This window comes from Radiobacillus kanasensis (genome assembly GCF_021049245.1).
GTDB lineage: Bacteria > Bacillota > Bacilli > Bacillales > Amphibacillaceae > Radiobacillus > Radiobacillus kanasensis.
In genome coordinates, this window is the sequence record NZ_CP088020.1 from 2171540 (window position 1) to 2197896 (window position 26357).

General features: G+C 39.4%; 27 protein-coding genes and 1 other annotated feature. Of the genes, 1 reads left to right on the forward strand and 26 read right to left on the reverse strand.

Going from position 1 to position 26357, the window contains the following annotated elements; all coding sequences use genetic code 11:
* Positions 1 to 77: 77 nt before the first annotated feature.
* The 19 genes from KO561_RS11325 to rpsU form a co-directional block, all read right to left on the reverse strand.
* The gene (locus KO561_RS11325; protein ID WP_231093366.1) at positions 78 to 890 is read right to left on the reverse strand and encodes a pyruvate, water dikinase regulatory protein; all 813 of its coding nucleotides are present in this window, start codon (positions 888 to 890) and stop codon (positions 78 to 80) included.
* A 17-nt stretch (positions 891 to 907) separates the two neighbouring features.
* Positions 908 to 1531, reverse strand: coding sequence for a transcriptional regulator CcpN (locus KO561_RS11330; protein ID WP_231093367.1), 624 nt, complete (start codon positions 1529 to 1531; stop codon positions 908 to 910).
* Positions 1532 to 1566: 35 nt separating this feature from the next.
* Positions 1567 to 3657, reverse strand: a complete 2091-nt coding sequence (glyS, locus tag KO561_RS11335; RefSeq protein ID WP_231093368.1) for a glycine--tRNA ligase subunit beta — start codon at positions 3655 to 3657, stop codon at positions 1567 to 1569.
* Entirely contained in the window at positions 3644 to 4537 is an 894-nt protein-coding gene (glyQ, locus tag KO561_RS11340; protein ID WP_231093369.1) for a glycine--tRNA ligase subunit alpha, read from the reverse strand. Before glyQ ends, glyS begins: the two co-directional genes overlap by 14 nt.
* A gap of 69 nt (positions 4538 to 4606) precedes the next feature.
* Positions 4607 to 4785, reverse strand: a binding site (T-box leader).
* Positions 4786 to 4840: 55 nt separating this feature from the next.
* The gene (gene recO / locus KO561_RS11345) at positions 4841 to 5584 is read right to left on the reverse strand and encodes a DNA repair protein RecO (protein ID WP_231093370.1); all 744 of its coding nucleotides are present in this window, start codon (positions 5582 to 5584) and stop codon (positions 4841 to 4843) included.
* A 23-nt stretch (positions 5585 to 5607) separates the two neighbouring features.
* Positions 5608 to 5751 (reverse strand): YqzL family protein, encoded by a 144-nt coding sequence (locus KO561_RS11350; protein ID WP_231093371.1) that lies wholly within the window; start codon positions 5749 to 5751, stop codon positions 5608 to 5610.
* A 98-nt stretch (positions 5752 to 5849) separates the two neighbouring features.
* Positions 5850 to 6755 (reverse strand): GTPase Era, encoded by a 906-nt coding sequence (gene era / locus KO561_RS11355; protein WP_231093372.1) that lies wholly within the window; start codon positions 6753 to 6755, stop codon positions 5850 to 5852.
* 164 nt (positions 6756 to 6919) lie between these two features.
* Positions 6920 to 7078, reverse strand: a complete 159-nt coding sequence (locus tag KO561_RS11360; RefSeq protein WP_231093373.1) for a hypothetical protein — start codon at positions 7076 to 7078, stop codon at positions 6920 to 6922.
* Positions 7079 to 7170: 92 nt separating this feature from the next.
* The gene (locus KO561_RS11365) at positions 7171 to 7506 is read right to left on the reverse strand and encodes a diacylglycerol kinase family protein (RefSeq protein WP_231093374.1); all 336 of its coding nucleotides are present in this window, start codon (positions 7504 to 7506) and stop codon (positions 7171 to 7173) included.
* Positions 7507 to 7528: 22 nt separating this feature from the next.
* The gene (ybeY, locus tag KO561_RS11370; RefSeq protein WP_231093375.1) at positions 7529 to 7996 is read right to left on the reverse strand and encodes an rRNA maturation RNase YbeY; all 468 of its coding nucleotides are present in this window, start codon (positions 7994 to 7996) and stop codon (positions 7529 to 7531) included.
* Positions 7997 to 10132, reverse strand: a complete 2136-nt coding sequence (locus tag KO561_RS11375; RefSeq protein ID WP_231097112.1) for an HD family phosphohydrolase — start codon at positions 10130 to 10132, stop codon at positions 7997 to 7999.
* A 60-nt stretch (positions 10133 to 10192) separates the two neighbouring features.
* Positions 10193 to 11161: a PhoH family protein gene (locus KO561_RS11380; RefSeq protein WP_231093376.1), complete on the reverse strand. Its 969-nt coding sequence runs from the start codon at positions 11159 to 11161 to the stop codon at positions 10193 to 10195.
* Between the two features lie 2 nt (positions 11162 to 11163).
* Positions 11164 to 12381, reverse strand: coding sequence for a sporulation protein YqfD (gene yqfD, locus KO561_RS11385; protein WP_231097114.1), 1218 nt, complete (start codon positions 12379 to 12381; stop codon positions 11164 to 11166).
* Positions 12382 to 12415: 34 nt separating this feature from the next.
* Positions 12416 to 12697, reverse strand: a complete 282-nt coding sequence (yqfC, locus tag KO561_RS11390) for a sporulation protein YqfC (protein WP_231093377.1) — start codon at positions 12695 to 12697, stop codon at positions 12416 to 12418.
* A 239-nt stretch (positions 12698 to 12936) separates the two neighbouring features.
* Positions 12937 to 13365 carry a hypothetical protein gene (locus KO561_RS11395; RefSeq protein ID WP_231093378.1) on the reverse strand — a complete coding sequence of 143 codons (429 nt, stop codon included), beginning with the start codon at positions 13363 to 13365 and terminating at the stop codon, positions 12937 to 12939.
* 35 nt (positions 13366 to 13400) lie between these two features.
* Complete coding sequence (floA, locus tag KO561_RS11400; protein WP_231093379.1) at positions 13401 to 14384, reverse strand: flotillin-like protein FloA; 984 nt, start codon at positions 14382 to 14384, stop codon at positions 13401 to 13403.
* A 16-nt stretch (positions 14385 to 14400) separates the two neighbouring features.
* Positions 14401 to 15684, reverse strand: a complete 1284-nt coding sequence (locus KO561_RS11405; RefSeq protein ID WP_231097116.1) for an NfeD family protein — start codon at positions 15682 to 15684, stop codon at positions 14401 to 14403.
* A gap of 247 nt (positions 15685 to 15931) precedes the next feature.
* Complete coding sequence (locus KO561_RS11410; RefSeq protein ID WP_231093380.1) at positions 15932 to 16378, reverse strand: GatB/YqeY domain-containing protein; 447 nt, start codon at positions 16376 to 16378, stop codon at positions 15932 to 15934.
* A 60-nt stretch (positions 16379 to 16438) separates the two neighbouring features.
* Positions 16439 to 16615, reverse strand: a complete 177-nt coding sequence (rpsU, locus tag KO561_RS11415) for a 30S ribosomal protein S21 (RefSeq protein WP_231093381.1) — start codon at positions 16613 to 16615, stop codon at positions 16439 to 16441.
* Positions 16616 to 16815: 200 nt separating this feature from the next.
* On the opposite strand from rpsU, the gene KO561_RS11420 reads away from it, so the two are divergent.
* Positions 16816 to 17739, forward strand: coding sequence for a Na/Pi symporter (locus tag KO561_RS11420; protein ID WP_231093382.1), 924 nt, complete (start codon positions 16816 to 16818; stop codon positions 17737 to 17739).
* A 49-nt stretch (positions 17740 to 17788) separates the two neighbouring features.
* Here KO561_RS11420 and deoC read toward each other — a convergent pair whose 3' ends face one another.
* The 7 genes from deoC to grpE form a co-directional block, all read right to left on the reverse strand.
* Entirely contained in the window at positions 17789 to 18463 is a 675-nt protein-coding gene (gene deoC, locus KO561_RS11425; RefSeq protein ID WP_231093383.1) for a deoxyribose-phosphate aldolase, read from the reverse strand.
* A gap of 878 nt (positions 18464 to 19341) precedes the next feature.
* Positions 19342 to 20691 carry a tRNA (N(6)-L-threonylcarbamoyladenosine(37)-C(2))-methylthiotransferase MtaB gene (mtaB, locus tag KO561_RS11430; protein ID WP_231093384.1) on the reverse strand — a complete coding sequence of 450 codons (1350 nt, stop codon included), beginning with the start codon at positions 20689 to 20691 and terminating at the stop codon, positions 19342 to 19344.
* Between the two features lie 10 nt (positions 20692 to 20701).
* A complete protein-coding gene (locus KO561_RS11435; protein ID WP_231097117.1) occupies positions 20702 to 21448 on the reverse strand; it encodes a 16S rRNA (uracil(1498)-N(3))-methyltransferase in 747 nt (248 codons plus the stop codon).
* Between the two features lie 18 nt (positions 21449 to 21466).
* Positions 21467 to 22405, reverse strand: coding sequence for a 50S ribosomal protein L11 methyltransferase (gene prmA, locus KO561_RS11440; protein ID WP_231093385.1), 939 nt, complete (start codon positions 22403 to 22405; stop codon positions 21467 to 21469).
* A 54-nt stretch (positions 22406 to 22459) separates the two neighbouring features.
* Positions 22460 to 23584, reverse strand: coding sequence for a molecular chaperone DnaJ (gene dnaJ / locus KO561_RS11445; protein ID WP_231093386.1), 1125 nt, complete (start codon positions 23582 to 23584; stop codon positions 22460 to 22462).
* Positions 23585 to 23822: 238 nt separating this feature from the next.
* Positions 23823 to 25655, reverse strand: coding sequence for a molecular chaperone DnaK (gene dnaK / locus KO561_RS11450; protein ID WP_231093387.1), 1833 nt, complete (start codon positions 25653 to 25655; stop codon positions 23823 to 23825).
* A gap of 30 nt (positions 25656 to 25685) precedes the next feature.
* Complete coding sequence (grpE, locus tag KO561_RS11455; RefSeq protein ID WP_231093388.1) at positions 25686 to 26243, reverse strand: nucleotide exchange factor GrpE; 558 nt, start codon at positions 26241 to 26243, stop codon at positions 25686 to 25688.
* Between the last annotated feature and the right edge of the window lie 114 nt (positions 26244 to 26357).

Consider the following 26357-nt stretch of genomic DNA (forward strand, 5'->3'; position numbering starts at 1 on the left):
GATTGAAATTACCACTCTAAGCTTCTTATCCTTTGACCATTCGTTGGAAAGTTATTGTTTTGTCCCAGCCCCACTATCTATCGGTACATCCTATTTCGAATGTTTAGAATGACATTAGCTGTCTCTTCTACTGCTTTATTGGATACATCAATGACTTGACAACCAATTCTTCCTACTATTTGATCGAAATAGTCTAGTTCTTCATGGATTCGGTCCATATTGGCATAACTAGCCGCTTCCCCTAGTCCTAACGCTTTTAATCTTTCTTTTCTTATATCATTTAATTTTTCTGGGCTTATTCTTAATCCTACACATTTGTTTGGATTTACTCGAAACAATTCGGCAGGTGGATCCACTTCAGGGACAATTGGGACATTCGCTACTTTTAATCTCTTATGAGCTAAATATTGAGATAAAGGAGTTTTGGATGTTCGGGATATCCCGATTAAAATGATATCCGCTTTGGAGATACCACGCGCATCTCGACCATCGTCATACCTCACCGCAAATTCTATAGCTTCTACTTTTTTAAAGTAATCTTCGTCAAGCTTATGAACAAGTCCAGCTTCTAACTTGGGCTTTTGCTTAAAGCTGCGCTCCATTGCATCAATCATTGGCCCCATTATATCAATACATTCTATTCGGCGTTTCTCCGCTTCTGTTAACAAATAATTGCGAATTGTTGGGTCGACGATTGTAAATCCGATGATTGCTTGGTTCTGCTTGGCGAGCTCTATCGTTTCTTTTACAATTCCAACGTCCTCTACATAAGGAACACGCCTAAGATCATATTCATCCTGATCGTTAAATTGACTAAGTGCTGCTTTCACTACCAACTCTGCCGTCTCCCCTACCGAGTCTGACACCACATATACGATTGGTTTGCTCAAGTTGTACCCTCCCCAGGTCATTCTTCCTTTACAATCCCGACAAAAGCTTTAATAACATTTGTTTTCGTAATTCTGCCAATTACCTTTAGTCCATTCTCTCTTTTCTCGACTACTGCTAATCCATCTACTTGTTTTTCCATCATCATTTGAGCAGCCGACAAAATAGAACTTTCAGGTGTACAAACCGTTAAGTTTGGCATTCTAGTCATAATAATATGCACAGGAATTGTGTTTAAATCCTGACTTCCAATGCTCGCACGTAGTAAATCCTTTCGAGAAAGAACACCTGCTAGATGCCCTTTCTCATCTTCTACAAATAAGGTACCGATGTCTTCCAAGAACATTTTCCCGATTGCATCATAAACAGATTCATTTTCTCTGACCACTATTGGTTGAGACTGATAATCTCGTACTAAAAACCTGTTTAAGCTCTCTTCTAGTAAATCAGATTGTTTTTTTCTCGTATAAAAATAGCCAACCTTCGGCTTTGCTTCCAAAAAACCAGCCATCGTTAATATTGATAAATCTGGTCGCAAAGTAGCTCTCGATAAGTTCAAAGATGTAGCAATTTGTTCTCCAGAGATAGGTCCTTTTTCTTTAACGATGTTTAATATGTGTTCTTGTCTATTTGAAAGTTCCATCTCACTTCACCATCAATTCTTCCCGATTCGTTCGTTTACCCATGTTGTTTCCATTGAATAAGAGTTAAATCCGCATACTTTTTAATCTTAAAAGATATTTGAAGCATCAACGAAAGTCTATTACGTCTCAAAGCTTCATCCTCCGTCATAACCATCGTTCCATCAAAGAAATTATGAATCGGATTTGTTAGTTCTCCAAGAATTGTAAGAGCTTCTTCTGCCTGATGTTGATCAAGCGAACTCTCATAACGATCTACGATATTTTGATAGCAGATATACAGCTCTTTCTCGACATCATTTTCCAAAAGGGCTTCATCTATTCGATCATCAGACCCTTTTGCCGCGATATTCAATACTCGAACCAATGCCTCTTGCGTAGATTTAAAGGCATCATCTTGTCGCTTCTCAGCAAGTGACTTCGCTTTTTGAATAGTAAAGTCGACATTTCCAATTCCACTCGTTAAAACGGCATCCATGATGTCTTGTTCCACCCCTTCTTCTTTAAGTAAGTAAGAGGCTCGTAAAGTGAAAAATTCGTTGATATTTTGTTGCAGCTCTTCCGGTGTGGATGTTGGAATCTTCCATTCTTCGTAAAGGGAAACAACTTTATTTAACAAATCCTCTACAGAAATAGACCATTGATACTTACGCATCATCTGTAATATTCCGATTGCTTGCCTTCTTAACGCATAGGGATCTTGAGAGCCTGTCGGAATGATCCCCACAGATATACAGCCGATGATCGTATCTAACTTATCTGCTACACTTAATATTGCTCCTACCGTTGTTTTCGGAAGCTCCCCATTTGCACTTCTTGGCATGTAGTGTTCATTGATAGCAACTGCAACCGCTTCTTCTTCTCCAAACAGTCTAGCGTACTTTTCTCCCATAATTCCTTGTAACTCGGTAAACTCATTCACCATGTTTGTAACCAGATCAAACTTACTAATTTTTGCCGCCCGTAAAGCGTGCTTTCTTACCTCATCTCCAACTTTTAATGCCTGACAGATTTCGTCTGTTATGCGTTCAACGCGAGTAACCTTTTCGGAAATCGTCCCTAATTTTTCTTGGAAAACAATCTTTGTAAGTTTTTCTAAGCAAGCATCGATGGATAATTTTTTATCCTCCTCGTAGAAAAACTCTGCATCAGACAAACGGGCACGTAACACCTTTTCATTCCCTCTAGCAACCGTATCGAGGTGCTGGTCGTCCCCATTTCTGACCGCTACAAACACAGGTTTTAAAGTCCCATCTGCTTGAGAACGAACTGGGAAATAACGTTGGTGCTCCTTCATAGATGTAATCAGGACTTCCTCTGGCACATGTAAGAATCGTTCATTATATTGGCCAGAAAAAACGGTTGGATATTCCACAAGGTGGGTTACTTCTTCCAATAGATCCTCATCGATTGGAACCGTCCAATTATTTTCTGCTTCTAATTGGTTAATTCCTTTACGAATGAGAGCTTCTCTTTCGTTAGGGTTCGCGATCACATATTGTCCTTTTAATAAAGATTGATAATCCGTAGGGTTGGTAATGTTAAATTTTCCGCCCAAGAAACGATGACCGTAGCTAATGTTTGACGTAGATACTCCTTCAATTTCAAACGGTACAACTCGTTCGTCCTGAAGAGCTACGATCCAGCGAATCGGTCTTGCAAATCGAATAGTAGAATCCGCCCATCTCATATTTTTAGGGAAGTTAATACTTAGAATAACTTCTTTAAATGTTGGCAAAAGCTCCCCTGATTTCTTTCCTTCGATATATTTGTTTATGAATATATATTCCGTTCCGTTTACATCTTTGATATAGATATCATCCACTGTTTTGCCTTGACCACGAGTAAATCCTTGTGCAGCCTTAGACCAGTTTCCATCTTTATCGAGAGCAATGTGCTTGGCTGGTCCCTTCGCTTCTTCTTCTAGATCCGCTTGTTTATCTTCAAGTCCACGAATAAGCACAGCTAGACGTCGAGGTGTGGAGTAAGACTCAACTGTTTCGTAGGCGAGTCGTAAATCTTTTAGCCAACTCTCTGTCTTTTCTTTTAATTGTTGTTGGGCATCCGGGATAAATCTGGATGGTAATTCCTCTAATCCTATTTCAAATAAAACGTTATTGGTTGTCATGTTTTGCATCCTCCTTCTTCAACATCGGAAACCCTAGTCTTTCTCGCTCTTCGACATAAAGCTTCGCAATCGCTCTTGCAAGGTTCCGTACCCTACTTATATAGCCAGTACGTTCTGTAACAGAAATAACACCCTTTGCATCTAGAAGGTTAAAGGTATGCGAGCACTTCAATACGTAGTCATAAGCAGGAAATACAAGCCCTTTTTCCATTGTCTGTTTCGCTTCTTTTTCATACGTGGAAAATAACTCAAATAACATATCCGTGTCGGATTCCTCAAACGTATATTTAGAGTGTTCATACTCTGGTTGATAAAAAATGTCTCCAACTGTGACTCCATCTGTCCAATCGAGTTCAAATACATTTTCTTTATCCTGAATGTAGGAAGCGAGTCTCTCAATACCGTACGTAATTTCCACAGCTACCGGCTTAGCTTCTAATCCACCGATTTGTTGAAAATAAGTGAATTGCGTAATTTCCATCCCATCTAGCCAGACTTCCCAGCCTAAACCTGCCGCGCCAAGCGTCGGATTTTCCCAGTTATCCTCTACAAAACGTATATCATGCTGCTTTGGATCAATTCCAAGCTTTTCAAGGGATTCCAAATATAAATCTTGAATATTTGCTGGAGATGGCTTCATAATGACTTGAAACTGATGGTGCTGGTATAAACGGTTCGGATTTTGTCCATAACGACCATCTGCGGGCCTTCTAGATGGTTCCACATATGCGACGTTCCATGGTTCAGGTCCTAAACTACGAAGCAGTGTCATAGGAGACATCGTCCCTGCTCCCTTTTCGACATCATAAGCCTGCATAAGGATGCAATTTTGCTCAGACCAATGCGTTTGTAATGTTAAAATCATTTTTTGAATGTTCATATTCAACCTCCATTTTTGATGTTGGATTGGATAAAGAAAATAAAAAACCGTCCCTATGTCTGAGTCAGACATAGGGACGGTTTCACCGCGGTTCCACCCTATTTGCATTTATTCTTACGGAATAGAATGCCACTTTCCTTATATGCTCCAGAGCGCCTTCCTTACCTTGAATTTACCCAGCTCTCACCAAAACCCGGGCTCTCTTTGAAATTCTACGTATAAGTACTACTCTCTATCTTCACATCACTATCAAATTTGTTTTTACGATACTCCAAAAAGAAGGTAATTGTCAACCTTCAACCATTATTGTAACAGATCAAGTTGTTTGAGAAATTTTCTAGACTTTAAGTAATAGCCGCCGTGTTGATCATAATATGCTTCCATAATCCGCTGAAGCAGCCGTTTATTTTCTTCTTTAATCGAAATGTTCCCTATTCTTGTTACATCTACTCTTGAAAGAAGTTGAATAATTTTCACCAACTTCGGCGGGATACCAATTGCATGTTCATCAAGGTGGGCGCATCTTGAATCAAGAAAGCCCCCTTCTGAGACAGAAAACACATACGCATCACTCGTTTGACCACAATTCACACACTGATGAACAGTAGGGGCAAAGCCTGCTTTTTGAAACATTTTAAACTCATAAATAATCGTTAATATTACGGGATCTTTACCTTCTCCAATTGCTAAGAGAATTTCCATCAGTTGTTGATATAAATATGTATCAGGTTGTTTTTGGTCTACCATTTTATCCGTTAGTTCAGCTAGATAAGAAGCGTATGCTGTTTTGATTATGTCCTCTCGAATTGGACGGAGAGAATGAATGACTTCTCCTTGTTGCATAGTCCCTAATCCAGAGCCAACTTGTATCAAAAATTCTCCATGAATAAAAGGCTGCGTAATAGCAGCCATTCTACTTTTGGGTTTCTTTGCTCCCCGAGCAATGACCCCAACTTTTCCTATATCCTTCGTAAATAAAGTCACAATTTTGTGTGTTTCCCCATAGTCTTGTGTTCGCAATATGAGCGCTTCACATTTATTAAACACGCAGTTTCACCGTTCCCCTACCCTCATATATTTGGATCTAATTCAGCAATCTTTTCGGAAGCTTCGAAAAATGCATCTTCGTCATAGACAGTTTCTAATTCTTTCATAAGTAAATAGGTTTCAATGTTTCCTGTCTGACTAAAGACTTTCCATGAAAAGTCGATCACAAGAAACCCCACCTTTCTTTAAATTATGATGATCTGTCACTACTTATAGATTAACCTCTTCGATCAGGAACATGAGTTAAAATATTTACCATGTATGCTTAGTACTCATCTTTTCGGAAGCCATATTCATGTAAATGGGATGGCCTATTTCTCCAATCTTTTTCTACCTTAACCCAAAGCTCTAAAAAGATCTTTGTACCAAGTAATGCTTCAATATCTTTTCTAGCCATTTTCCCAATATCTTTTAACATGGATCCTTGTTTTCCTATTAAAATCCCTTTTTGTGACTTTCTTTCTGTTACAATCGTAGCTTGAATAAAGACACTACCAGAATTCGCTCGTTCTTCTATATTTTCGATGACAACTGCAACAGAATGTGGAATTTCTTCACGTGTTAATTGTAGCGCTTTCTCTCGAATGAGTTCACTAATGATAAATCTCTCCGGGTGATCGGTTACTTGGTCATCTGGATAGTATTTTGGACCTTCGGGCAAGTAGCTTTTTACGACCTGAAGAAGATGATCGACATTGTTGCCATCTAAAGCAGATATCGGAATAATTTCTTTAAAGCTATACTTGTCCTTATACTCATCGATGAGTGGAAGGAGCTGGTCAGGATGGACCTTATCAATCTTATTAATAATTAGAAAGACTGGATTATTTACTCGTTGGAGCAAGTCTAAGATGTATTGATCTCCTTTTCCATAGCCCTCTTCGGCATTAATCATAAACAACACAGCATCTACTTCATTTAGTGTGTTTTCTGCTACTTTTACCATGAAATCACCGAGCTTATGCTTCGGTTTATGGATACCTGGTGTATCGATAAAGACTATTTGAGCTTCTTTTTCTGTATATACCCCTTGAATCGTATTCCGAGTTGTTTGGGGCTTATCACTCATAATGGCGATTTTTTGACCGATGACATGGTTCATAAACGTGGACTTCCCTACGTTTGGTCTTCCTATTATGGTGATAAATCCTGATTTAAAGTTGTTCTCCATGCTGTATATCCTCCATTGCATCATTCCGTGTTATTTTCTCTATTTTACTATAAAATGAGATTCCCTTTCACCTTTTCGACAAAACCTCTGTAAAAAAAGTGTAATAAAACACTATCATAAGTAATAATTCTCTTTCTTCTACATACAAATAGTATTTGCTGCTTTTAGTTTGTCACGATTGGACGTTTACCTATGCATAACAGCCCTTCGACAATTTTTCCATAAAAATATTTAGTTGGTAATTGTGAATAGTTTGGCGGCATATGTCCAATCGGCGTAATCCACTCCATGATCCCAAGCGGAATCTTTATACGTTCTTTCAAAAAAAGTTCATCCTATTACACTTTTTCGATAAGTCTACTTTACCTGATATTACAAAAAAAATCTGCTTGTCTAACTTCCAAGCAGATTTCCTTTACCATATAAAATTAATTATTTTAGGGATGAAAATAAATCCACCGACAATAGCTGCCATGATGGCACTCATCAATACGGCACCAGCTGCAATATCTTTTATTTCTCCTATTCTCGGGTCCATGTCCGAGGATTGATAATCCATTATTTTTTCAATCGCAGTATTAAACATTTCTAAACTTAAGACAAGTGCGATGGTAATGCTTACAGCAATCCATTCGATCCTCTCTATGCGAAATAGGATTCCCAGAAGAATCACACTAATCCCGAGAAAGATATGCACTTTAAAATTTCGTTCTGTACGAAAAACAGTTCGAATTCCGTTCCACGCAAACACAAACCCTCTCCAAAATGGATGCCTATTCCCGCGAAAGCCCGAATGCATGAAGAATTTCCTCTTGTCTTCCAAACATCTTTTTTTCATCATCCTCATTCATATGGTCATAGCCTAGTAAATGAAGAAATCCGTGAACCGCAAGAAAGCCTAATTCTCTCTCAAAGGAATGGTTGTATTCCGTTGCTTGTTCCTCCGCTTTATCTACAGAAATAATGATATCTCCTAATAACAGTGGAACATCATCTCCCACAATTTCTGGTTCATCCTCCATACTTTCTTGCATCGCAAAAGAAATAACATCCGTAGGCTTATCTATATTTCGATATTCTCTGTTAATCGTTTGAATCTCATCATTATCAACAAAGCTAACCGATAACTCTGCCTCATCAGAAACCTGTTCCAATTCCGCTGCTTGTTCTAGTAGCTTTTCGACCAGATCGAAGTGTTCCGGTTTGACTTGGTCAGTTGCATCTTGAAAATCAATCTGCATTTAGTTCGCCTCCTTTATATTCTCTTGTTTCGTAGGGTATTGAATGCGCGAATGAAAAATACCTGCTAGTGTTTCGCATATCGTCTTTTGAATCACGTGAAGCTCATTAATCGTAATGGGACATTCATTTAACTGTCCATCATTTAAACGATCTTGAATGATAGAATAGACAATTTCTTCTATTTTCTTCATTGTAGGCTCTTGCAAGGAGCGAACAGCAGCTTCCACCGAGTCACATATACAGATTACGGCAGCTTCCTTCGTTTGTGGCTTTGGACCAGCATAACGGTAATTTGATTCCTCGATATCTTTATATTTATCTTTCGCTTTATAATAGAAATACTTTAATAAAGTCGTTCCATGATGTTGTTCCGCAATATCAATAATCTCTTTTGGCAATTTGTGTTTTTTTAGTAGCATAGCCCCATCATATGGATGACGGATAATAATTTCCGCACTTTGGATCGGTTCTAATAGGTCGTGAGGATTTTGAATCCCCATTTGGTTCTCAATAAAGTAATGGGGTCTTTCCGTTTTACCTAGATCATGATAATACGCAGCTACCCTTGCTAGTAACCCATTAGCTCCTATCGCTTCACATGCTGTTTCACTTAAATTAGCAACCATTACACTATGATGATAGGTACCCGGTGCCTCCGTTAAAATTTTTCTTAACAATGGATGATTCGGATTAGCCAACGTTAACAACTTAGACTCCGACAAGATTCCTAACCCCGCTTCGAAATAAGGAATCATTCCCATTGTTAAGATGACCGATAAAAAGGCAGAAGCAACCCCAAATCCACTTTGAATCAAAATTTCTGGTATCGTGTAGCTTTCAAACGAAAGAAAAAGAAACATTAAAATAACAATTTCATTCACGACGGTAATCCCAATCGCAGCTTTCAAGATAGCGGTCTTATCTTGTAGATTTCGAATCAAAATACTTCCAACCACTTGGGAAAAGAAAATATAAATACCCGCCTCCATGTTAAAAGCACCAGGAATCTCGCCATTAAAAATAAGACTTCCCATTAAGGCGAATAAACTAGATAAAACAATTGCGACCCTTTCATTTAACAACACTTTAATCAGCATGGCACCCGTCGCCGCTGGTACTAATAAGAAAAACTGATACATCGACGTATTATAAATGCTTACGACTTTCATCACAGTCACCATAAAGACAGCTATGATGACAACCGCTAAAATTCTACCAGGATTTAGATTATCCTTTTTAGAATACGTATGAAGCTCGTAGCTTATGGTTGCACAAATTAAAGTGATTAATAATAGAAGACCGATTATAGGGAAAACATTTCGTTCATTATTTAATAAACCTACTAAGCTTAGTTTTTCATAAATCTCATTTGTAATCGTTTGTCCCTCACGAACGATGACTTCACCCGCACGAATCATTACAGGTTCAACATTACTAGCAGCTTGCTTTTGTGCTTCCATCGTAGTTTCTACATCAAAGAAGGAATTTTCTACGACTGCAAACTTACTGATGTCGTAAAGTGCATTTTTTAAACCAGGTTTTAAACTCGAGTAACGTAAGCTTTGGTTTATGTTATCGACAGCATTCTCTAGGTTTTCTGTTCGGACCCCTGCATTTAACACATCATATAAGGAAGTCGTTAATAGCTCTTTCGCTAGAGAACGTTCATTCTCTGAGGCACCAAGCAACGCGACAATAGATTCCTTATCTACCGCCTCCGATAATTCAGGACTCAATATTTGGGAAATGTATTGTGCTTTTTCTGGGACTGTTTTCGGAATTTCTTCTTTTGATTCAGGATCTGTTGCTTCTAACGTCTGAATCGCATCGAACAATTCATGTACATATTGGATTCGTTCTTGCGTAATTTCGCTAGAAATATCATAACGATCTTCAACTGCTTGTACCGCTTCTCTCGTTCGTCGTTCTGTCTCTTGAACATTTTCTATGGTTATAGGAGATCGGATTGCTTCCTTTGCAGTCGAAAAACGCTCCATATCGTAAGTCTCTGTAAATACATTGGACAAAGTCATTAACAAGCAAAAGACTCCTAACAATAAAATAGGAAGCCCGATACTAAACATATTTCTTTGCTTATTTAAGTAAGATAATATGGCTTGAATCTTTTTTTGCATCATGACTCCACCCCATTTTTTCATCTTCTTATACAGAAATAAGACCCGCTTACTGGGGTCTTAAGACTTGTCTGTTTCCTGCTCGTAAGCATCGATAATCTTTTGTACTAATGGGTGACGAACGACATCTGATTGCTTCAGATAAATTAAGGAAATACCCTTAATATCGTGAAGGCGTGATTCCACCGATTTCAAACCGGACACCACACCCTTTGGTAAGTCAACTTGGGTAATATCACCGGTGATGACCATTTTAGAACCAAAGCCTAATCTTGTTAAAAACATTTTCATTTGAGCAGGCGTTGTATTCTGCGCTTCATCTAATATGACAAAAGCGTCGTCCAACGTACGTCCGCGCATATAGGCCAATGGAGCAATTTCGATGGTTCCACGCTCAATAAGACGAAGTGTGTGTTCTGTTCCTAATACATCATGTAGCGCGTCATAAAGTGGACGAAGGTATGGATCCACCTTCTCTTTCAAATCCCCTGGTAAGAATCCCAGGCTTTCTCCAGCTTCCACAGCAGGTCTTGTTAAAATGATTCGCTTCACACTTCCACTTTTCAAAGCGTTAACCGCCATGACAACGGCTAAATACGTTTTTCCAGTACCCGCTGGACCAATTCCAAACACTAAATCATTTGCTTTAATAGCGGAAACGTAGGTTCGTTGTCCTAATGTTTTGACGCGAATCGATTTGCCTTTTGCGTTCTTTGTAATTTCATCTTCAAATAACGTTTCAAACTGTTTTATTTTTCCTTTTCGTGCTAAATCAAGCGCATAAACTACATCTCGTTCTCCCACGGGTAAACCTTTTCGGATAATGCCTAATAATGCTAGAAGCACTTCTTCAACTAACTTCACATTCTCATCCGTTCCAGAGACGCTAACAGCTTCCCCTCTGGTTACAATAGAGACGCTAACTTGCTCTTCCATCATTTTTAAGTGTCTATCTTCTGTTCCGAATAAAGCAAGAGCTTCGTTCGGTTCATCTAATTGTAAATCAATCGTTTTTAAATCTTCAGGCATAATCAATCTCCTTGAGATATTGGTTGGTTTTTTACTATATTTTCGTGAACCGTAAAATAAAGGATTAATTTAACTTTACCACTCTCATAAGTTTCGTGCAAAACTTTTTCCGAAACTATCTCTGCATCTTTTTCTAGCTTACTTTTTAACTCTTTCCGCGCTTGAGCTAAACCCGCCTCTTTGGCTTCTTTCTTCGATCTTTTTACTTGTTCCTCTTTCGCTTCCTGCACGTTTACCTGCTTAAAGCTTATCGGAAGCTCCCATTTTAGGAAATGGAAGGACTTCTCCACCGTTTCCGTTTGTTTATTTTTATAATCTGGATTTCCAAAGCCCCAAACCGGTAAAGAGAAACCTGCGAAGTTAAGATAATACTTCTTTTTATTATGACCAGTTAGTACTTCATAATTCGCTTCGAGAGGAATAGAAACCGAAGTTTGATACCATGTTTCCGCAATGATTTCACCTTCGGAAGAAACAAGATCAGGCTTTTGTTCTTCTTTTTTATCTTCTTCGCCCTCCTTTTCCTCTTGAATATTGATATTACCAGAAACTAACAATTCCCCTTTTTGGACAAAATCATTGACTTCGACCATCGGTTTTCCTTTGGAAACAAACATGTCAATGATTACGCCTTTCTTCTGGGCAATTAGATTACGTGGGCCAGGTTCTTCCTTCTCTTCTACTAACGTCTTTTCGACCCCTTCTAAGTAGAAGGTTGTCCCTTTTTCCTTCACACCAACCCACAAGAGCTCCGGAATGTCATCCAGAAGCTTTTGTTGAATGGAGCTAGGAGAACCTAGACGAAATTTTAACGTACCAGGCTCTACCCCATACTCGTCCAACTGTGTCATTATTTTCTTTTCCAATTCCGGGTGTACACCACTCACTCTTACATCCCAAACCATATTGGATAAGAAACCAATAAATAATATACTTAACACTAGACCGACCACGAGTGGTTTTTTATGTAGAATACGTTGGGATAAGAAAGGAATTCCTTTTTTGTGAAGAAAGGATACTTTATAAACCGTTTTTCTGCGGAACTTTTTAACCCTAGCAACATCCTTTAAGTGGATGTTGCCTAAACAAACTTTGTTTGAAATTTTTTTTACGTTCCATACCGGAACATTTTCTTTCGCACATAAGGCAAAGAACAGCTCTGGTCGAGATCCTGTTATTTTCATGGTTACATACCCTGTAAAATAACTGCCTTGCGTCATCTTCAATGGTTTACCTCCTCAAGCGGTGTTTCTTTTATTTTTCAATAAACTTGAATTCCTTGATTTTTCCTTCTAGCAATATTTCTTCTGGCAACATCATTTTAAGAACAAATTGACTACCTGTTATTTTTAAATAACCGTATTCCATTCTCAAACGAAGCTCGTTATCTGAAAATAGAACAAGGCCACGATGATTTTCGATATATGCGTGTAGCTGTCCAATGGTCGTAATTCTCGGTAGCTCGAGGATCACATCTGAAGGTAAATCAAGATGATTCGTGAGCCAATTACCAATTCGCTGTCTCCACGGTTTCATGGACGATGCCCCCTCTCTCATCTAAATGTATGAAAAATAGAAGGAAATAAGAACCGGAAATACGCTTTTGAAGGTACAGTTATCTCAACGCTTGCGTAATATTTTTATTAAAAAAACTTATGATTCCTTTTGACTTTTTGTAAGTGTGTAGTTTTTCTTATATTGGCAAAATCTTACCATACAAAAAAAGAAGACATACCTCTAAAAGTGTATGTCTTCTTCGATCTATACGTTCCTCTTTAACGTCTGTTTCTATGAAATTGAGATTGGTAAGGTTTTAAAGCTCTCGGTGGACCAAGCACCTCGGTCATGACAATGTTTTTAGCCAAAGCCTTTCCCTTTAGTTCCTCTGATAAAAAGGATGTAGCTTGGCGATCGATTTTCTTCGTCTTTCGATTCCGTATGGAAGAAATTCTTTCATTCCGATGCGTGTTCAAGGAGGAAGAAGATTTATGCTTCATCTCTTCATATTGTTGCTGAAGAGTATGAGCTCCTTCCAACTCAGCGGTTTCCATGTGCGGTTTCGACTCTTGTTGCATTGGACCTGATGGAGTCGAAGTAGGCTTTGGATTTGGTATTTTTCCTGTATCTTTATCCTTTTGGAACATTCCAAAGATCCCACCGGCAATAGCAATAACCGCAAATAAAATTCCTATTATGTCATCCATGTTTCGTTATCCCTCCTTATAGGAGTTAACTGTTTTTACTCTTCTTCTTTGTCTTTCGATACTTTTCCAATTGAGTCTCTCATATCAGTATCAGCATTAATGTTTTTATAGTTCATGTAGTCCATGACTCCAAGATTACCGGAACGAAGTGCTTCGGCCAAAGCAAGTGGTACATCTGCTTCTGCCTCCACAACTTTTGCTTGCATCTCTTGAACTTTAGCAACCATTTCTTGTTCTTGAGCAACCGCCATCGCTCTTCTTTCTTCTGCTTTTGCTTGGGCGATGTTTTTATCCGCTTCGGCTTGATCCATCTGAAGCAATGCCCCAATATTTTTCCCGATATCAATATCGGCAATATCAATGGAGAGGATTTCAAAAGCAGTACCTGCATCCAATCCTTTGGATAAAACATTATGAGAGATTTTATCTGGATTTTCTAATACTTGACTATGGCTATTCGAGCTACCAATTGTACTTACAATACCTTCCCCAACACGGGCTATAACCGTTTCTTCCCCGGCTCCCCCTACTAAGCGGTCGATATTCGCACGCACTGTAATACGGGCTTTCGCTTTTACTTCAATCCCATCCATTGCGATACCCGCAATGAACGGTGTTTCGATGACTTTCGGGTTAACACTCATTTGAACCGCATCTAGTACATCACGACCTGCTAGGTCAATGGCTGCACATCGTTCAAAACTTAACTCAATATTGGCACGTTGAGCGGCAATTAATGCATTGACGACGCGATCGACGTTACCACCAGCTAAGTAGTGACTTTCTAGTTGATTCGTATTGACATCAATCCCTGCTTTGTGTGCTTTAATTAACGGATTAATGACACGGGAAGGAACTACCCTTCTAAGGCGCATCCCGACAAGTGTGAATATGCTAACATGAACACCTGCTGCTAACGCACTGATCCATAGCATGACTGGAATAAATGTGAACAATACTGCTACAACAATGATAATAAGTCCAACTAAAATAATTGGTAATAGTTCTTGCAAAGACATATTTTGTTCCTCCTAATTATTTACTTTCTACTTCTCTTACAATTATTCGTGCACCCTCTGTTTTTACAACCCTTATATTGGATTGCTCTTTTACATAGCCGCCTTCGGTTACGACATCCAATCGTTCCCCGTCAAATAGACCGGTTCCTGAAGGTCTTAGAGGTGTGAGGGATACCCCTTGTAATCCAATTAAATCTAGACGACTTACAGTAGACACGTAGCCTTTTTCCGATGTTGTGGCATCTCGTAAAATAATATGTCGGAAAAAACCTTTCTCCAATCCAATTCGCTTAAATAGGACTGCAAAAACCACAATGGATATTAATATTGCAATGGCAATGCTCATCGCCATATGTCCAATGTCCGCAGAAGACATAAATAGCGCTCCTACAATAGACGCTATCCCTAGGACCCCCAAAATACCCCCTGGAACAAAAAGCTCCGCAACCATGAGAACAATCCCAATAATGACAAAAACAATCGCTTCATAGCCAGCAAGCCCTGCCACAATGTGACCATAGAAGAACAAGGCAAGGGAACCTAATCCAGCAAAGCCTGGTATTCCAAACCCAGGGGAAAAGAACTCCACAATTAGTCCAATACTCGCTATAGAAAGAAGAATGGGAACGACGATAGGATTCGTTAAAAACCTTGCCACTTTCTCTAATAGAGTAGGTTTTATTTCGACTACGTTTGCTTCGCTTAGATTGAGCTTTGCTAGTAATTCTGTACGATCCTCAACAATAGAAGCCGAATATCCTACTTCAACTGCATCCTTGGCACTTAGTGTCAAAAATTCTCCACTCGGGGCATTAAGCTCTGGTAAGTCGACAGAAGGATCTGCCATCGCCTCTGCGTAAAGGGGATTTCTTCCCTTTGACTCTGCTGCCGCTTTCATCGCCGCAATCCAAGCAGACTGTGCTTTCTTTGCCGCTGCTGTCCCGTCTGAGTTTATGACTCCACTTGCACCCATGGTGGCGTTCGCAGTCATGAAGATATGGTCCGTATTTAAGGCCAAATAAGAACCAGCTGACAAAGCCTCGTTTACTACGAAGGCACTTGTCTCCACTTCCACAGACTGGATGATTTCTGCGATTTGGGTCGCAGCATCCACTCGTCCACCTGGGGTATCTACTTCGAAAAGAAGGTGGTCAGCCCCTTCCGAAATCGCTGTTTCCGTTGCTCTTTCAATAAAGGATTCCAACCCTTTTTCAACGGTTTCCTCAATAGGTATAACATATACCAATTTACCACTACCGTTATCCGCATGTACTGTATGTATCAACCCGAGAAAAAACATAAGGAAGCCTATCACAAAGAAGCCTAAATGTTTCTTATTCAATTGCTCCCCTCCTTTCCGACGAGATAATAAATATACGAAAATGTCTATAAAAGGGTTTCATTTTTCTTTTATGATTTCCTTATGCCCTTATAGTATCTCATATCCAGAAAAGGATTCCTATAGGAGTGGTATATCTTTATGCACCTATAGAAAAATCCCCTCGTCATATGACAAGGGGATTTAGCATTCTTTTCATATCCAAGTATTAGGACAAATGCTTTAAGACTAATTTGTTTACTAATGAACCGTCTGCTTTTCCTTTTACCTTTGGCATAACAGCGCTCATTACTTTGCCCATTTCTTGTTTAGAAGTTGCACCAACTTCTTGAATGGTTTGTTTCACAATGTCTTCTAATTCTTCTTCAGAAAGCTGTTCAGGCATATATGCTTGTAATACCTTGATTTCATCTTCTAGTTTTGCTACAAGATCGTCGCGTCCAGCTTCTTTAAAATCGTGGAGGGAATCTTTTCTCTGTTTTAACTCACGAGATAAAACAGTTAAATCTTCTTCTTCCGATAAACCGTCCTTACCCAGTTTGATCGCTTCATTTTGTAAGGAAGCTTTCACCATACGAATGACACTTAAGGTTTCTTTGTCCTTGTTCTTCATCGCTTGTTTCATATCCTGGTTCAGACGTTCTAATAATGACATTTCTACACCCTCTTAAGTCAAAAGATTAAAAGGAATTCCTCCTAATCTTCTATCATCATACTAGAATTTACGTTTTCTAGCTGCCTCAGATTTTTTCTTACGGCGCACACTAGGTTTTTCGTAGAATTCTTTCTTACGGTATTCAGCCAATGTACCATTTTTTGATACACTGCGTTTAAAGCGACGAAGAGCATCCTCAAGAGACTCGTTTTTACGAACGCGAGTTGTGTTTGACATGCTAATTTCCCTCCCTCCGAAGCATACAATCTAGATTAGGACGACATGTGATTCTACACATGTCTCCCGACAATTATAATACACTCCAATTTTGAGGTCAACTTTTTTTAGAGGAAATGCTTCGCATCTCCACACAAGTTATGGATTTTAATCATGTTCTCTCTGTCTTGTCCATAAAATGGGGAGGAGAGGTGAAATCAATGGGACATATCTTAACACTAGCTTGTGTATTTATCATGTTATTCTTTCTAGGTATGACAATTATGCGTGTTGGTTTATATCAATTATCCTACGAGAAAATGAAACGTCTATTAGCAACATTTACGAAAAATCCTATTTTAGGTATCTTAATGGGTATAGTCACTACGTCTATTCTTCAAAGTAGCTCCTTAGTCATGGTACTAACCATTGGTTTCGTTAGCGTCGGATTACTTACCTTCAAACAATCTCTTGGGATTATGTTAGGTGCAAATATTGGAACAACCGTTACAGGAGAAATTCTTGCCTTTTCCCACCTTATACCAGAATGGTATTTGCTCATTTTCGGCTTCCTATGTATGATCATGCCTAACCAAAAATGGTTTAGCGCAGGTACGATTATGTTTGGACTAGGAACTATATTCGTTGCTCTCCAAGGTTTTGAATCTTTAGCAAAAAGTTTCTCGGACCTTACATACTTAGAAAATGGCTTTATCTATACAAATGAACACCCTACGTTCGGTGTTGTAATAGGAATAATCGTTAGTGCTATTATCCAATCCTCAAGTGCGACAATTGGAATGACGATGAGCTTTCTAAACCAAGGTATGGTAAGCCTTACAGCATCCATTGCGATTGTACTAGGGGCAAATGTCGGGACGTGTGTAACTTCCCTTTTAGCAATTATCGGACTGAATAAAGAAACCAAGCTTGTAGCGATGGCGCATGCGTGGTTTAACATCATAGGGGTGCTTCTGTTCTTGCCTTTGTTATTCCTTTTAACAGATACTGCTACACTACTGTCCGTTCATGTAAAGGAACAGCTTGCTCATATCTCTGTCTTATTTAATTGTGTCACGGTTTTACTTATGATTCCATTTCTTACTCCGTTTGAAAAATTTATTCTGAAATGGCACGGAAAATAAATTAAGATTTAAAAAAACGTTCAAAGCATGATCGCTTTGAACGTTTTTTTTAATAATCAGAATCTGAAGATCCACCTTCCACAATTGCTACGCCAGCACTTGCTCCAATTCGTGTTGCACCAGCTTCAATCATTGCATCTGTTGTTTTACGATCACGAACTCCTCCAGAAGCTTTCACTCCCATATCAGGTCCAACTGTTTCTCTCATTAAACGAATGTCTTCAACGGTTGCTCCTCCACCTGAAAAACCAGTGGATGTTTTGACGAAGTCAGCACCCGATTTTTTCGAAATTTCACACGCTTTTTTCTTTTCATCATCAGTAAGTAAAGCAGTTTCAAGGATAACTTTTGAAAGAGCCTTCCCATTTGCTGCAGAAACAACGGATTGAATATCTTTTTCAACAAAATCCCACTCCCCGTTTTTGACAGCACCAACGTTAATAACCATATCTACTTCCGTTGCACCATTTTTAATTGCTTGGATCGTTTCAAAGACCTTTGTTTCGGTCGTTGTAGCTCCTAATGGAAAACCAATTACGGTACAAACTTTTACACCCGAATCCTTTAACTCTTTTGCACAGTACTCCACCCAATAAGGATTTACACAAACGGATGCGAACTGGTATTCCTTCGCTTCGGATACGAGCTTATCAATATCCGATTTATTCGTATCTGGCTTTAATGCCGTATGATCAATCATTTTGGCTAGTTGATTTTTTTCCAATCTTATTCCTCCTTAGTTGTACGAACCTCTTCCCACATCATAGCATTATTATGAAAAAATGACCACTAGAGGGAAAAATGTACGAAGAAAATAGTGCCTGTGCCTGACTTCACCTTTCTTGTACATAATTTATATAAATTGCGACATAACGAAATAGTAAAAGGTGCTATAAAACCAATTGGTTTTGTGACTGCTCGGTGTGTGTACGATGCTGATTTCCGTTGCGGGTAATCGCTTTCCGCGGGCACGGTCTCAGCCTCCTCAAAAAGCAAAGTTCGCTTTTCTGCGGGGTCTTCAACTCGTGCTGTTCCCGCAGGACAAGGAAATCTTCTTAGAATAGACATCGCACGAAGAAAATTGAGCTTTATTTTCGAGGAGTCGATTACCCTCCACTCCAATCAACATGCCGTATAAAGCGAGCAATATGCTTTCTCTCCTTGTTATAGACATCTTTGTGACATATGGTCCTTCACCACAGAATTCTTGCGCTTTATAAAAAAATGTCCTCAAAAAATTTGGTTTTATTCTAGCAATGGTCTATCTAAAAAATCGGAAAGCCTTACTAGAGCGTAGGCAGAATACGGAGACTCCAGCGGAACAGCGCGAGGAGATTGAGGCCGTGCCCGCGGAAAGCGGAGTATTCTGCCGGAGCGCCGGCAAATAGCTTCACCCCTTGTGTCGCATTTTATATCAACTATGAACTAACATCCAAGTGTGTTACAAATCCATTTCAGCAAAAAAACCTATTTCAAATTTCAACTTTAAAATAGCTGATATTATAGGAAAAATCTCGAAGATCTCTAGATGTATTTATATTTCTGGAGTGGCGCCAATCCACAGTCTCGAGTTGATATCAAAAAGACCCGATTGCTCGGGTCTTAGGATGACATTACTTTTTGTTTGATTTCTGGTTCATCCATTACGCGAACAAATTGTCCTTCGTTATATGGATAGCCAGCTTTTGTGATTTTCACTCGTACTATTTTTCCAATCATATCATCGGAAGCCTCTAATTTTACTTTTAGATAATTGTCCGTATAGCCAACATACACATTATCATTATCTTCCGTTTTCTCTTCAGGTATAACCTCTAACACTTCTCCTTCATACTGAGAAGCATACTCTTTTGCTTGTTGGTTGGATAATTCGATTAGGCGATGAACTCGTTCATTTTTCACATCATCATCCACTTGATCTTCCATTCTAGCAGCTGGAGTACCTGTACGTTTAGAAAACGGAAATACGTGAAGCTCCGAATATCCGATTTCTTTCACAAAGTTATATGTTTCCATGAACTCTTCGTCTGTTTCTCCAGGAAAACCGACAATAACATCGGATGTAATGGCCAAACCTGGTAGAGCTTTTTTAATTTTCTCTACACGAGCACGATAGAAATCTGTGGAATACTTACGTCGCATTCTCTTTAGTACCGTATCAGATCCAGACTGGAGTGGGATGTGAAGATGACGCACAATCTTTTCAGATTGATCCAAAACGTCAATTACTTCGTCGGTGATTTGGCTAGCTTCAATAGATGAAATTCGAATTCGTTTTAACCCATCTACTTTCGTTTCCAACTCACGCAACAATTTGGCGAAATTATAATCCTTCATATCTTCGCCATATCCTGCTGTATGGATTCCCGTTAATACAATCTCTTTATATCCTGCATCTACTAATTTTTGTGCTTGGTTTAAGACATCTTCCGGATCACGGGAACGAAGTAAGCCTCTAGCCCATGGAATGATACAAAATGTACAGAAATTATTACATCCTTCTTGAATCTTTAAGGAAGCACGAGTTCGATCTGTAAAGGCTGGCACATCCATTTCTTCGAACACTCTATTTTTCATAATGTTGGAGACACCATTAATTGGCATTCTCGTTTCTTGGTGTTCTTCGATGTATTCAATCATTCTTCCACGGTCCTGAGTACCAACGACAACATCTACTCCGGGAATTTGCATAATTTCACCAGGGGAAGTTTGCGCATAACAACCTGTTACACATACAACTGCTTCTGGATTTTTACGGATGGCACGACGAATAACTTGCCTGCTTTTTTTATCCCCTGTGTTCGTAACCGTACACGTGTTAATGACATATACATCCGAAATTTGATCAAACTCTACTCGATCGTATCCTTCGTTTTTGAATCGTTGCCAAATTCCTTCTGTTTCATAATGGTTTACTTTACATCCTAATGTATGAAAAGCCACTGTAGGCATTTCGTCACCTCTATTCTTCAAAGTGATAAGATAGACCTGCTAATAAGTAAAGAGCTGCTGTTTCCGTTCTAAGTATTCTTGGACCTAAGCGAATAGGTGTGAAGCCGTGCTCTATTAGTTGGTTTACCTCTTCTATTGTATATCCTCCCTCAGGTCCAATACAAGCCAGTATCCTTTGCCCATTTTTTACAGTTCGGAACAAATCACTTAGCTTTTGGTTCTGTGGCCCTTTTGCTTCTTCTTCATAAGCAAACCACTTCACATCATAGTCGTCGCTCCGTTTTATTAATTCCTTAAAAGAAAGCACTGTTTCTACATGTGGAACTACGGTACGATGTGCTTGCTCACTTGCTTCTTTTGCGACTTTTTTATATCGGTCTGACTTCTTATTTATCTTTTTAGGATCCCATTTCACGACAGATCTGGCGGCTTGAAACGGGATAAATTCGCTTGCGCCAAGCTCTGTGCCTTTTTGTAAAACGAGTTCCATCTTATCCCCTTTTGGCAAGCCTTGTGCAATCGCAACATGGACAGGCATCTCAGACTCTTGTTCTAACCACTCCACTATGGATGCTTTTACCATTTGCTCTGATCTTTCAGTAATCTGACAAACAGCTGCGCGCCCATTAGGTTGGTTACAAACAATCTTGTCTCCTTCTTTCATCCGCATGACGCGAACAATATGATGAACATCTTCTCCTTCGATAAGGACATGGTCGCCCATCCAGTGTTCTTTTGCTATAAAATAACGCTGCACCATTAGCCACCTGCTTCCTTACCTTTTCTTTGCAATTATGGCAATCCAGTCTTCCATTTGGGTCACTTCTTGTATCTCGAAACCAGCATTTTCTAATGATTCTTTTACTAGATTCTTTTTTTGATTAATGATGCCGGATGTCACAAACAACCCACCTGGTTTTAAACAGCGATATGCATCATCTACAAAACGAACGATAATTTCAGCAAGAATATTCGAAACAATTACATCCGCTTCGACATCAACTTGGTCAAGCAAGTTGTTTTGTTTCGAATAAATCTTACCTTCTGTTTTATTTAGTTTTGCATTAATCTTTGTACTTTTTACAGCAACATCATCAAGATCATAAGCATAGACCTCTTTTGCCCCTAATAATGCTGAGGCAATACTTAACACACCAGAACCTGAACCAACATCAATGACCACATCTTCTTCTTGGATAACTTTTTCCAAGGCCTGCACACTCAATACCGTTGTCGGATGTGTTCCAGTGCCAAAAGCCATTCCTGGGTCTAATTCGATAATGATTTCATCACTAAAAACAGGCTGATAGTCTTCCCAGGTTGGGATAATCGTAATTTTTTCAGAAATCTTAACAGGCTTATAATATTTTTTCCAGGCTGTTGCCCATTCCTCTTCATTAACCTCACTTAACGTAATATGATTACGTCCAAGATCGATATCATAGATGAGCAAATTATTGATAGCTTGTTTAATTTCTTCCACGGTTTCCCCGAGAAAACTGTTCACAGCTAAGTAGGCTTTGACATAAACGCCTTCTTCTGGATAGTCGTTAGGGTCTAATTCGTACACTTCACCAAATAGGGATTCCCGTTCTTTATCTAATTCAGTAGGATCTTCAATGACTACCCCACTCGCACCAGCCTCATGCAAGATATTAGATATGGGCTCAATCGCTTCGTTTGTCGTATGAATACATATTTCGGACCACTTCAAAAGATCAACTCATTTCCTTTGGAATTTACCAAATGGGTCACAACAAGCAAAAGGTTACTCCCCTTTAATGGCTCGCTTCATCCGCTGAAAAAAAGAATCTTCGTGTTCATCCGCTGGTTGATTGCCACTGATATCATTAAACTCTCTTAACAGCTCTCTTTGTCTATCACTTAAGTTAGTTGGGGTCACAACACGGATTTTCACGTGCTGGTCACCTTGACCATACCCTCTAACATTTGGTACACCTTTTCCTTTTAAACGGAATACTTTTCCTGTTTGTGTCCCTGCAGGAATCTTTAATTTAATTTTCCCGTGCACGGTAGGGATTTCTAATTCATCGCCTAATGCCGCTTGAGCAAAAGTAATTGGCATTTCACAGTAAATGTTGTCGCCTTCGCGCTCGTAAAACTCATGAGGTTTTACCCGAACTACAACATATAAATCGCCAGCTGGACCACCATTTACACCGGGTTCCCCTTGACCAGAAACCCTGATTTGTTGTCCTTCATCAATACCTGCTGGAATATTGATATGGATTTTTTTACGTTTCTTCACCGTACCAGTCCCGCCGCACGTATTACATTTTTCTGGAATGACCTTTCCAGAACCTTGACAATGGTGACATACGCGTTTATTCACCACACGGCCAAATGGCGTATTTTGTTCCGTATTCAGTTGACCGGTTCCATGACAATGGGAACACGTCTTTGTCTTGGTACCTGGTTTTGCACCAGATCCAGAGCACGTTTCACATGTTTCTTCTTTTGGAATTTCAATGTCCGTATCTTTTCCAAAGATAGCTTCTTCAAATTCGAGGGTCATCGTGTATTGTAGATCCGCGCCTTGTCTTGGTGCGTTCGGATCACGACGACGACCTCCACCTCCGAAGAACATATCAAAGATATCACCGAAGCCTCCAAAGTCTTCTGCTCCACCAAAGCCTCCAAAACCTTGGCTTTGCGGACCGGCATGACCAAACTGGTCGTATTGACTACGTTTTTGCTCATTGCTTAAAGTTTCATAGGCTTCTTTCGCTTCCTTAAATTTATCAGAAGCATCTGCTTCCTTATTCACGTCAGGGTGATATTTTCTGGCTAGCTTACGGTAAGCCTTTTTGATCTCCTCTTTAGAAGCATCCTTTGAAAGCCCAAGGACCTCATAATAATCTCGCTTACTCACTTGACAATCACTCTCCCATTCTCTTATTCCGGTTGCAATGACTTTCATCTATTCAACACAATAAGAAATGTGACTTTTTATTTCCTAAATCATCACGTTCTCCCTATCTAAACATAAGTGTAATCATAACACTTTTTAACATTACCCGGCAATTATTTATATGTAGCAAATAGTCGCTGAGAAAGAAAAAGTCAAAGTCAAGAGGATCCTGACTTTGACTTTTGTGTGAAGGATGAACTTATTTTTTGTCGTCCTCGTCATTTACTTCTTCATAATCTGCATCAACAACATCGTCATCTTTCTTTTCACCAGCTTCACCTTGAGCATCTTGTGCTTCTGCTTGAGCTTGCTCATAAAGCTTTACAGAAAGAGCTTGAACTTGCTCTTGAAGAGCGTCACGTTTTTGTTTGATTTCTTCTATATCTGAACCTTCTAGTACCTTCTTCAATTCTTCTTTAGCAGTTTCTGCTTTTTCTTTGTCTTCATCAGATACTTTGTCGCCAAGATCCTTAATGGTTTTATCGGTGCTGAAGATTAGTTGATCTGCTTCGTTACGAAGTTCAACTTCTTCACGACGTTTTTTATCATCTTCCGCATTTTCTTCTGCTTCTTTAACCATTCTTTCTACTTCATCATCTGATAAACCAGAAGATGACTTAATGGTAATAGATTGTTCTTTGTTTGTACCTAAGTCCTTCGCACGGACGTTAACAATACCGTTTGCATCAATATCAAAGGATACTTCAATTTGTGGTACTCCACGTGGTGCTGGCGGAATGTCCGTCAATTGGAAACGTCCAAGTGTTTTGTTGTTAGCAGCCATTTCACGCTCCCCTTGAAGAACATGGATATCAACAGCTGTTTGGTTTTCGGCTGCCGTAGAAAACACTTGAGAATGACTTGTAGGAATCGTTGTATTACGCTCGATTAACTTCGTAAATACGCTTCCCATTGTTTCGATACCTAAAGATAACGGTGTAACGTCAAGTAGAACGACGTCTTTTACATCCCCTTGAAGCACTCCACCTTGGATTGCAGCACCTAATGCTACTACTTCATCTGGGTTTACACCTTTAGATGGTTCTTTTCCGATTTCTTTCTTAATTGCCTCTTGAACAGCAGGAATACGAGTTGAGCCACCTACAAGCAACACTTTATCAATATCACTAGCTGACATATCCGCATCTTGCAATGCTTTACGGGTAGGTCCCATGGTTCTTTCTACTAAATCCGCGGAAAGCTCATCGAATTTCGCACGTGTTACATTCATTTCCAAGTGTAATGGCCCTGCTTCTCCAGCTGTGATAAATGGTAAAGAAATTTGTGTTTGTGCGACACCAGAAAGATCTTTTTTGGCTTTTTCAGCAGCATCCTTTAAACGTTGTACGGCCATTTTATCTTTAGACAAGTCAATGCCATTTTCTTTTTTAAATTCAGCAACCATGTGATCGATAACTACTTGGTCGAAGTCATCCCCACCTAGGCGGTTGTCCCCAGCAGTTGCAACTACTTCAAACGTACCATCACCGATATCTAGGATAGATACGTCAAATGTACCGCCACCTAAGTCATAAACAAGAATTGTTTGATCTTGCTCATCCTTATCAATGCCATAGGCCAAAGCAGCAGCTGTCGGCTCGTTAATAATACGCTCTACTTCAAGACCAGCAATTTTACCAGCATCCTTCGTTGCTTGGCGCTCTGCATCGTTGAAATAAGCTGGTACGGTAATAACCGCTTTATCTACCTTTTCCCCTAAATAATCTTCTGCATAAGATTTCAAATACTGTAGAATAATAGCGGATACTTCTTGCGGTGTGTATTCCTTTCCTTCAATCTCTACGTTGTAGTCAGTACCCATGTGACGTTTAATAGATTGAATCGTGTTAGGGTTTGTAATTGCTTGGCGCTTTGCAACTTCCCCAACCTGTCTTTCCCCGTTTTTAAATGCGACAACGGAAGGACTAGTACGATTTCCTTCAGGATTTGGAATTACTTTTGCTTCTCCGCCTTCCATTACTGCCACACATGAATTTGTTGTACCTAAGTCAATACCGATAATTTTACCCATGACAAAATCCTCCTTGCTTCCATTATGTAATTATTGATTTACTTTTACCATTGCTGGGCGAATCACTTTATCTTTCAATTTGTAGCCTGCTTGCAACACTTCAATCACTGAATTAGCCTCATACTGATCATCTTCTACTTGCATAACCGCTTGATGAAGATGTGGGTCAAAGGCTTCTCCTTCTGCAGCAATCACTTCCACGCCTTCTTTTTCTAAGGCATCCGTTAGTTGCTTATAGACCATTTTAATCCCTTCTACAAAGCCGTCCGAAGCTTGATCGCCTTCGTGAACAGCAAGAGCTCGTTCAAAGTTGTCGACAACAGGAAGTAATTCTGTGACTAATGCTTGGGATTTATATTTACGATCTGATTCTTTTTCTTTTTGTGTTCGTTTACGAAAATTATCATATTCCGCTTGCATTCTTGAGAAACGATCGTTTAACTCCGCCTTTTCTTGCTTAAGTTTTTCTAGCTCTTCATTCACTTCTTCAGTCTCTGCAGATTCTTCTACTACTTCTTGTTCTGCATTTACTACTTCTTCTTGTTGATTTTCTTCTGTAGTTTCTTTTACTTGATCTTTTTCTTCCATTCCTGTCACCTCCTCCAAATATTCCAATCAAACATGGTTGAATATATCACGAAACGGTAGGAAAATAAACCCATCCTATCCGGGATAGTCGTTAAGTATCCATCCTAAATCTAC

Excerpts from the sequence above, each read along its gene's own strand:
- KO561_RS11330 (WP_231093367.1), bottom strand. The coding sequence starts at position 1,531 with ATGGAACTTTCAAATAGACAAGAACACATATTAAACATCGTTAAAGAA.
- glyS (WP_231093368.1), bottom strand. The coding sequence starts at position 3,657 with ATGACAACCAATAACGTTTTATTTGAAATAGGATTAGAGGAATTACCA.
- glyQ (WP_231093369.1), bottom strand. The coding sequence starts at position 4,537 with ATGAACATTCAAAAAATGATTTTAACATTACAAACGCATTGGTCTGAG.
- era (WP_231093372.1), bottom strand. The coding sequence starts at position 6,755 with ATGGAGAACAACTTTAAATCAGGATTTATCACCATAATAGGAAGACCA.
- ybeY (WP_231093375.1), bottom strand. The coding sequence starts at position 7,996 with ATGCAGATTGATTTTCAAGATGCAACTGACCAAGTCAAACCGGAACAC.
- KO561_RS11375 (WP_231097112.1), bottom strand. The coding sequence starts at position 10,132 with ATGCAAAAAAAGATTCAAGCCATATTATCTTACTTAAATAAGCAAAGA.
- KO561_RS11380 (WP_231093376.1), bottom strand. The coding sequence starts at position 11,161 with ATGCCTGAAGATTTAAAAACGATTGATTTACAATTAGATGAACCGAAC.
- yqfD (WP_231097114.1), bottom strand. The coding sequence starts at position 12,381 with ATGACGCAAGGCAGTTATTTTACAGGGTATGTAACCATGAAAATAACA.
- yqfC (WP_231093377.1), bottom strand. The coding sequence starts at position 12,697 with ATGAAACCGTGGAGACAGCGAATTGGTAATTGGCTCACGAATCATCTT.
- KO561_RS11395 (WP_231093378.1), bottom strand. The coding sequence starts at position 13,365 with ATGGATGACATAATAGGAATTTTATTTGCGGTTATTGCTATTGCCGGT.
- floA (WP_231093379.1), bottom strand. The coding sequence starts at position 14,384 with ATGTCTTTGCAAGAACTATTACCAATTATTTTAGTTGGACTTATTATC.
- KO561_RS11405 (WP_231097116.1), bottom strand. The coding sequence starts at position 15,684 with ATGTTTTTTCTCGGGTTGATACATACAGTACATGCGGATAACGGTAGT.
- KO561_RS11410 (WP_231093380.1), bottom strand. The coding sequence starts at position 16,378 with ATGTCATTATTAGAACGTCTGAACCAGGATATGAAACAAGCGATGAAG.
- rpsU (WP_231093381.1), bottom strand. The coding sequence starts at position 16,615 with ATGTCAAACACAACTCGCGTTCGTAAAAACGAGTCTCTTGAGGATGCT.
- KO561_RS11420 (WP_231093382.1), top strand. The coding sequence starts at position 16,816 with ATGGGACATATCTTAACACTAGCTTGTGTATTTATCATGTTATTCTTT.
- mtaB (WP_231093384.1), bottom strand. The coding sequence starts at position 20,691 with ATGCCTACAGTGGCTTTTCATACATTAGGATGTAAAGTAAACCATTAT.
- dnaK (WP_231093387.1), bottom strand. The coding sequence starts at position 25,655 with ATGGGTAAAATTATCGGTATTGACTTAGGTACAACAAATTCATGTGTG.
- grpE (WP_231093388.1), bottom strand. The coding sequence starts at position 26,243 with ATGGAAGAAAAAGATCAAGTAAAAGAAACTACAGAAGAAAATCAACAA.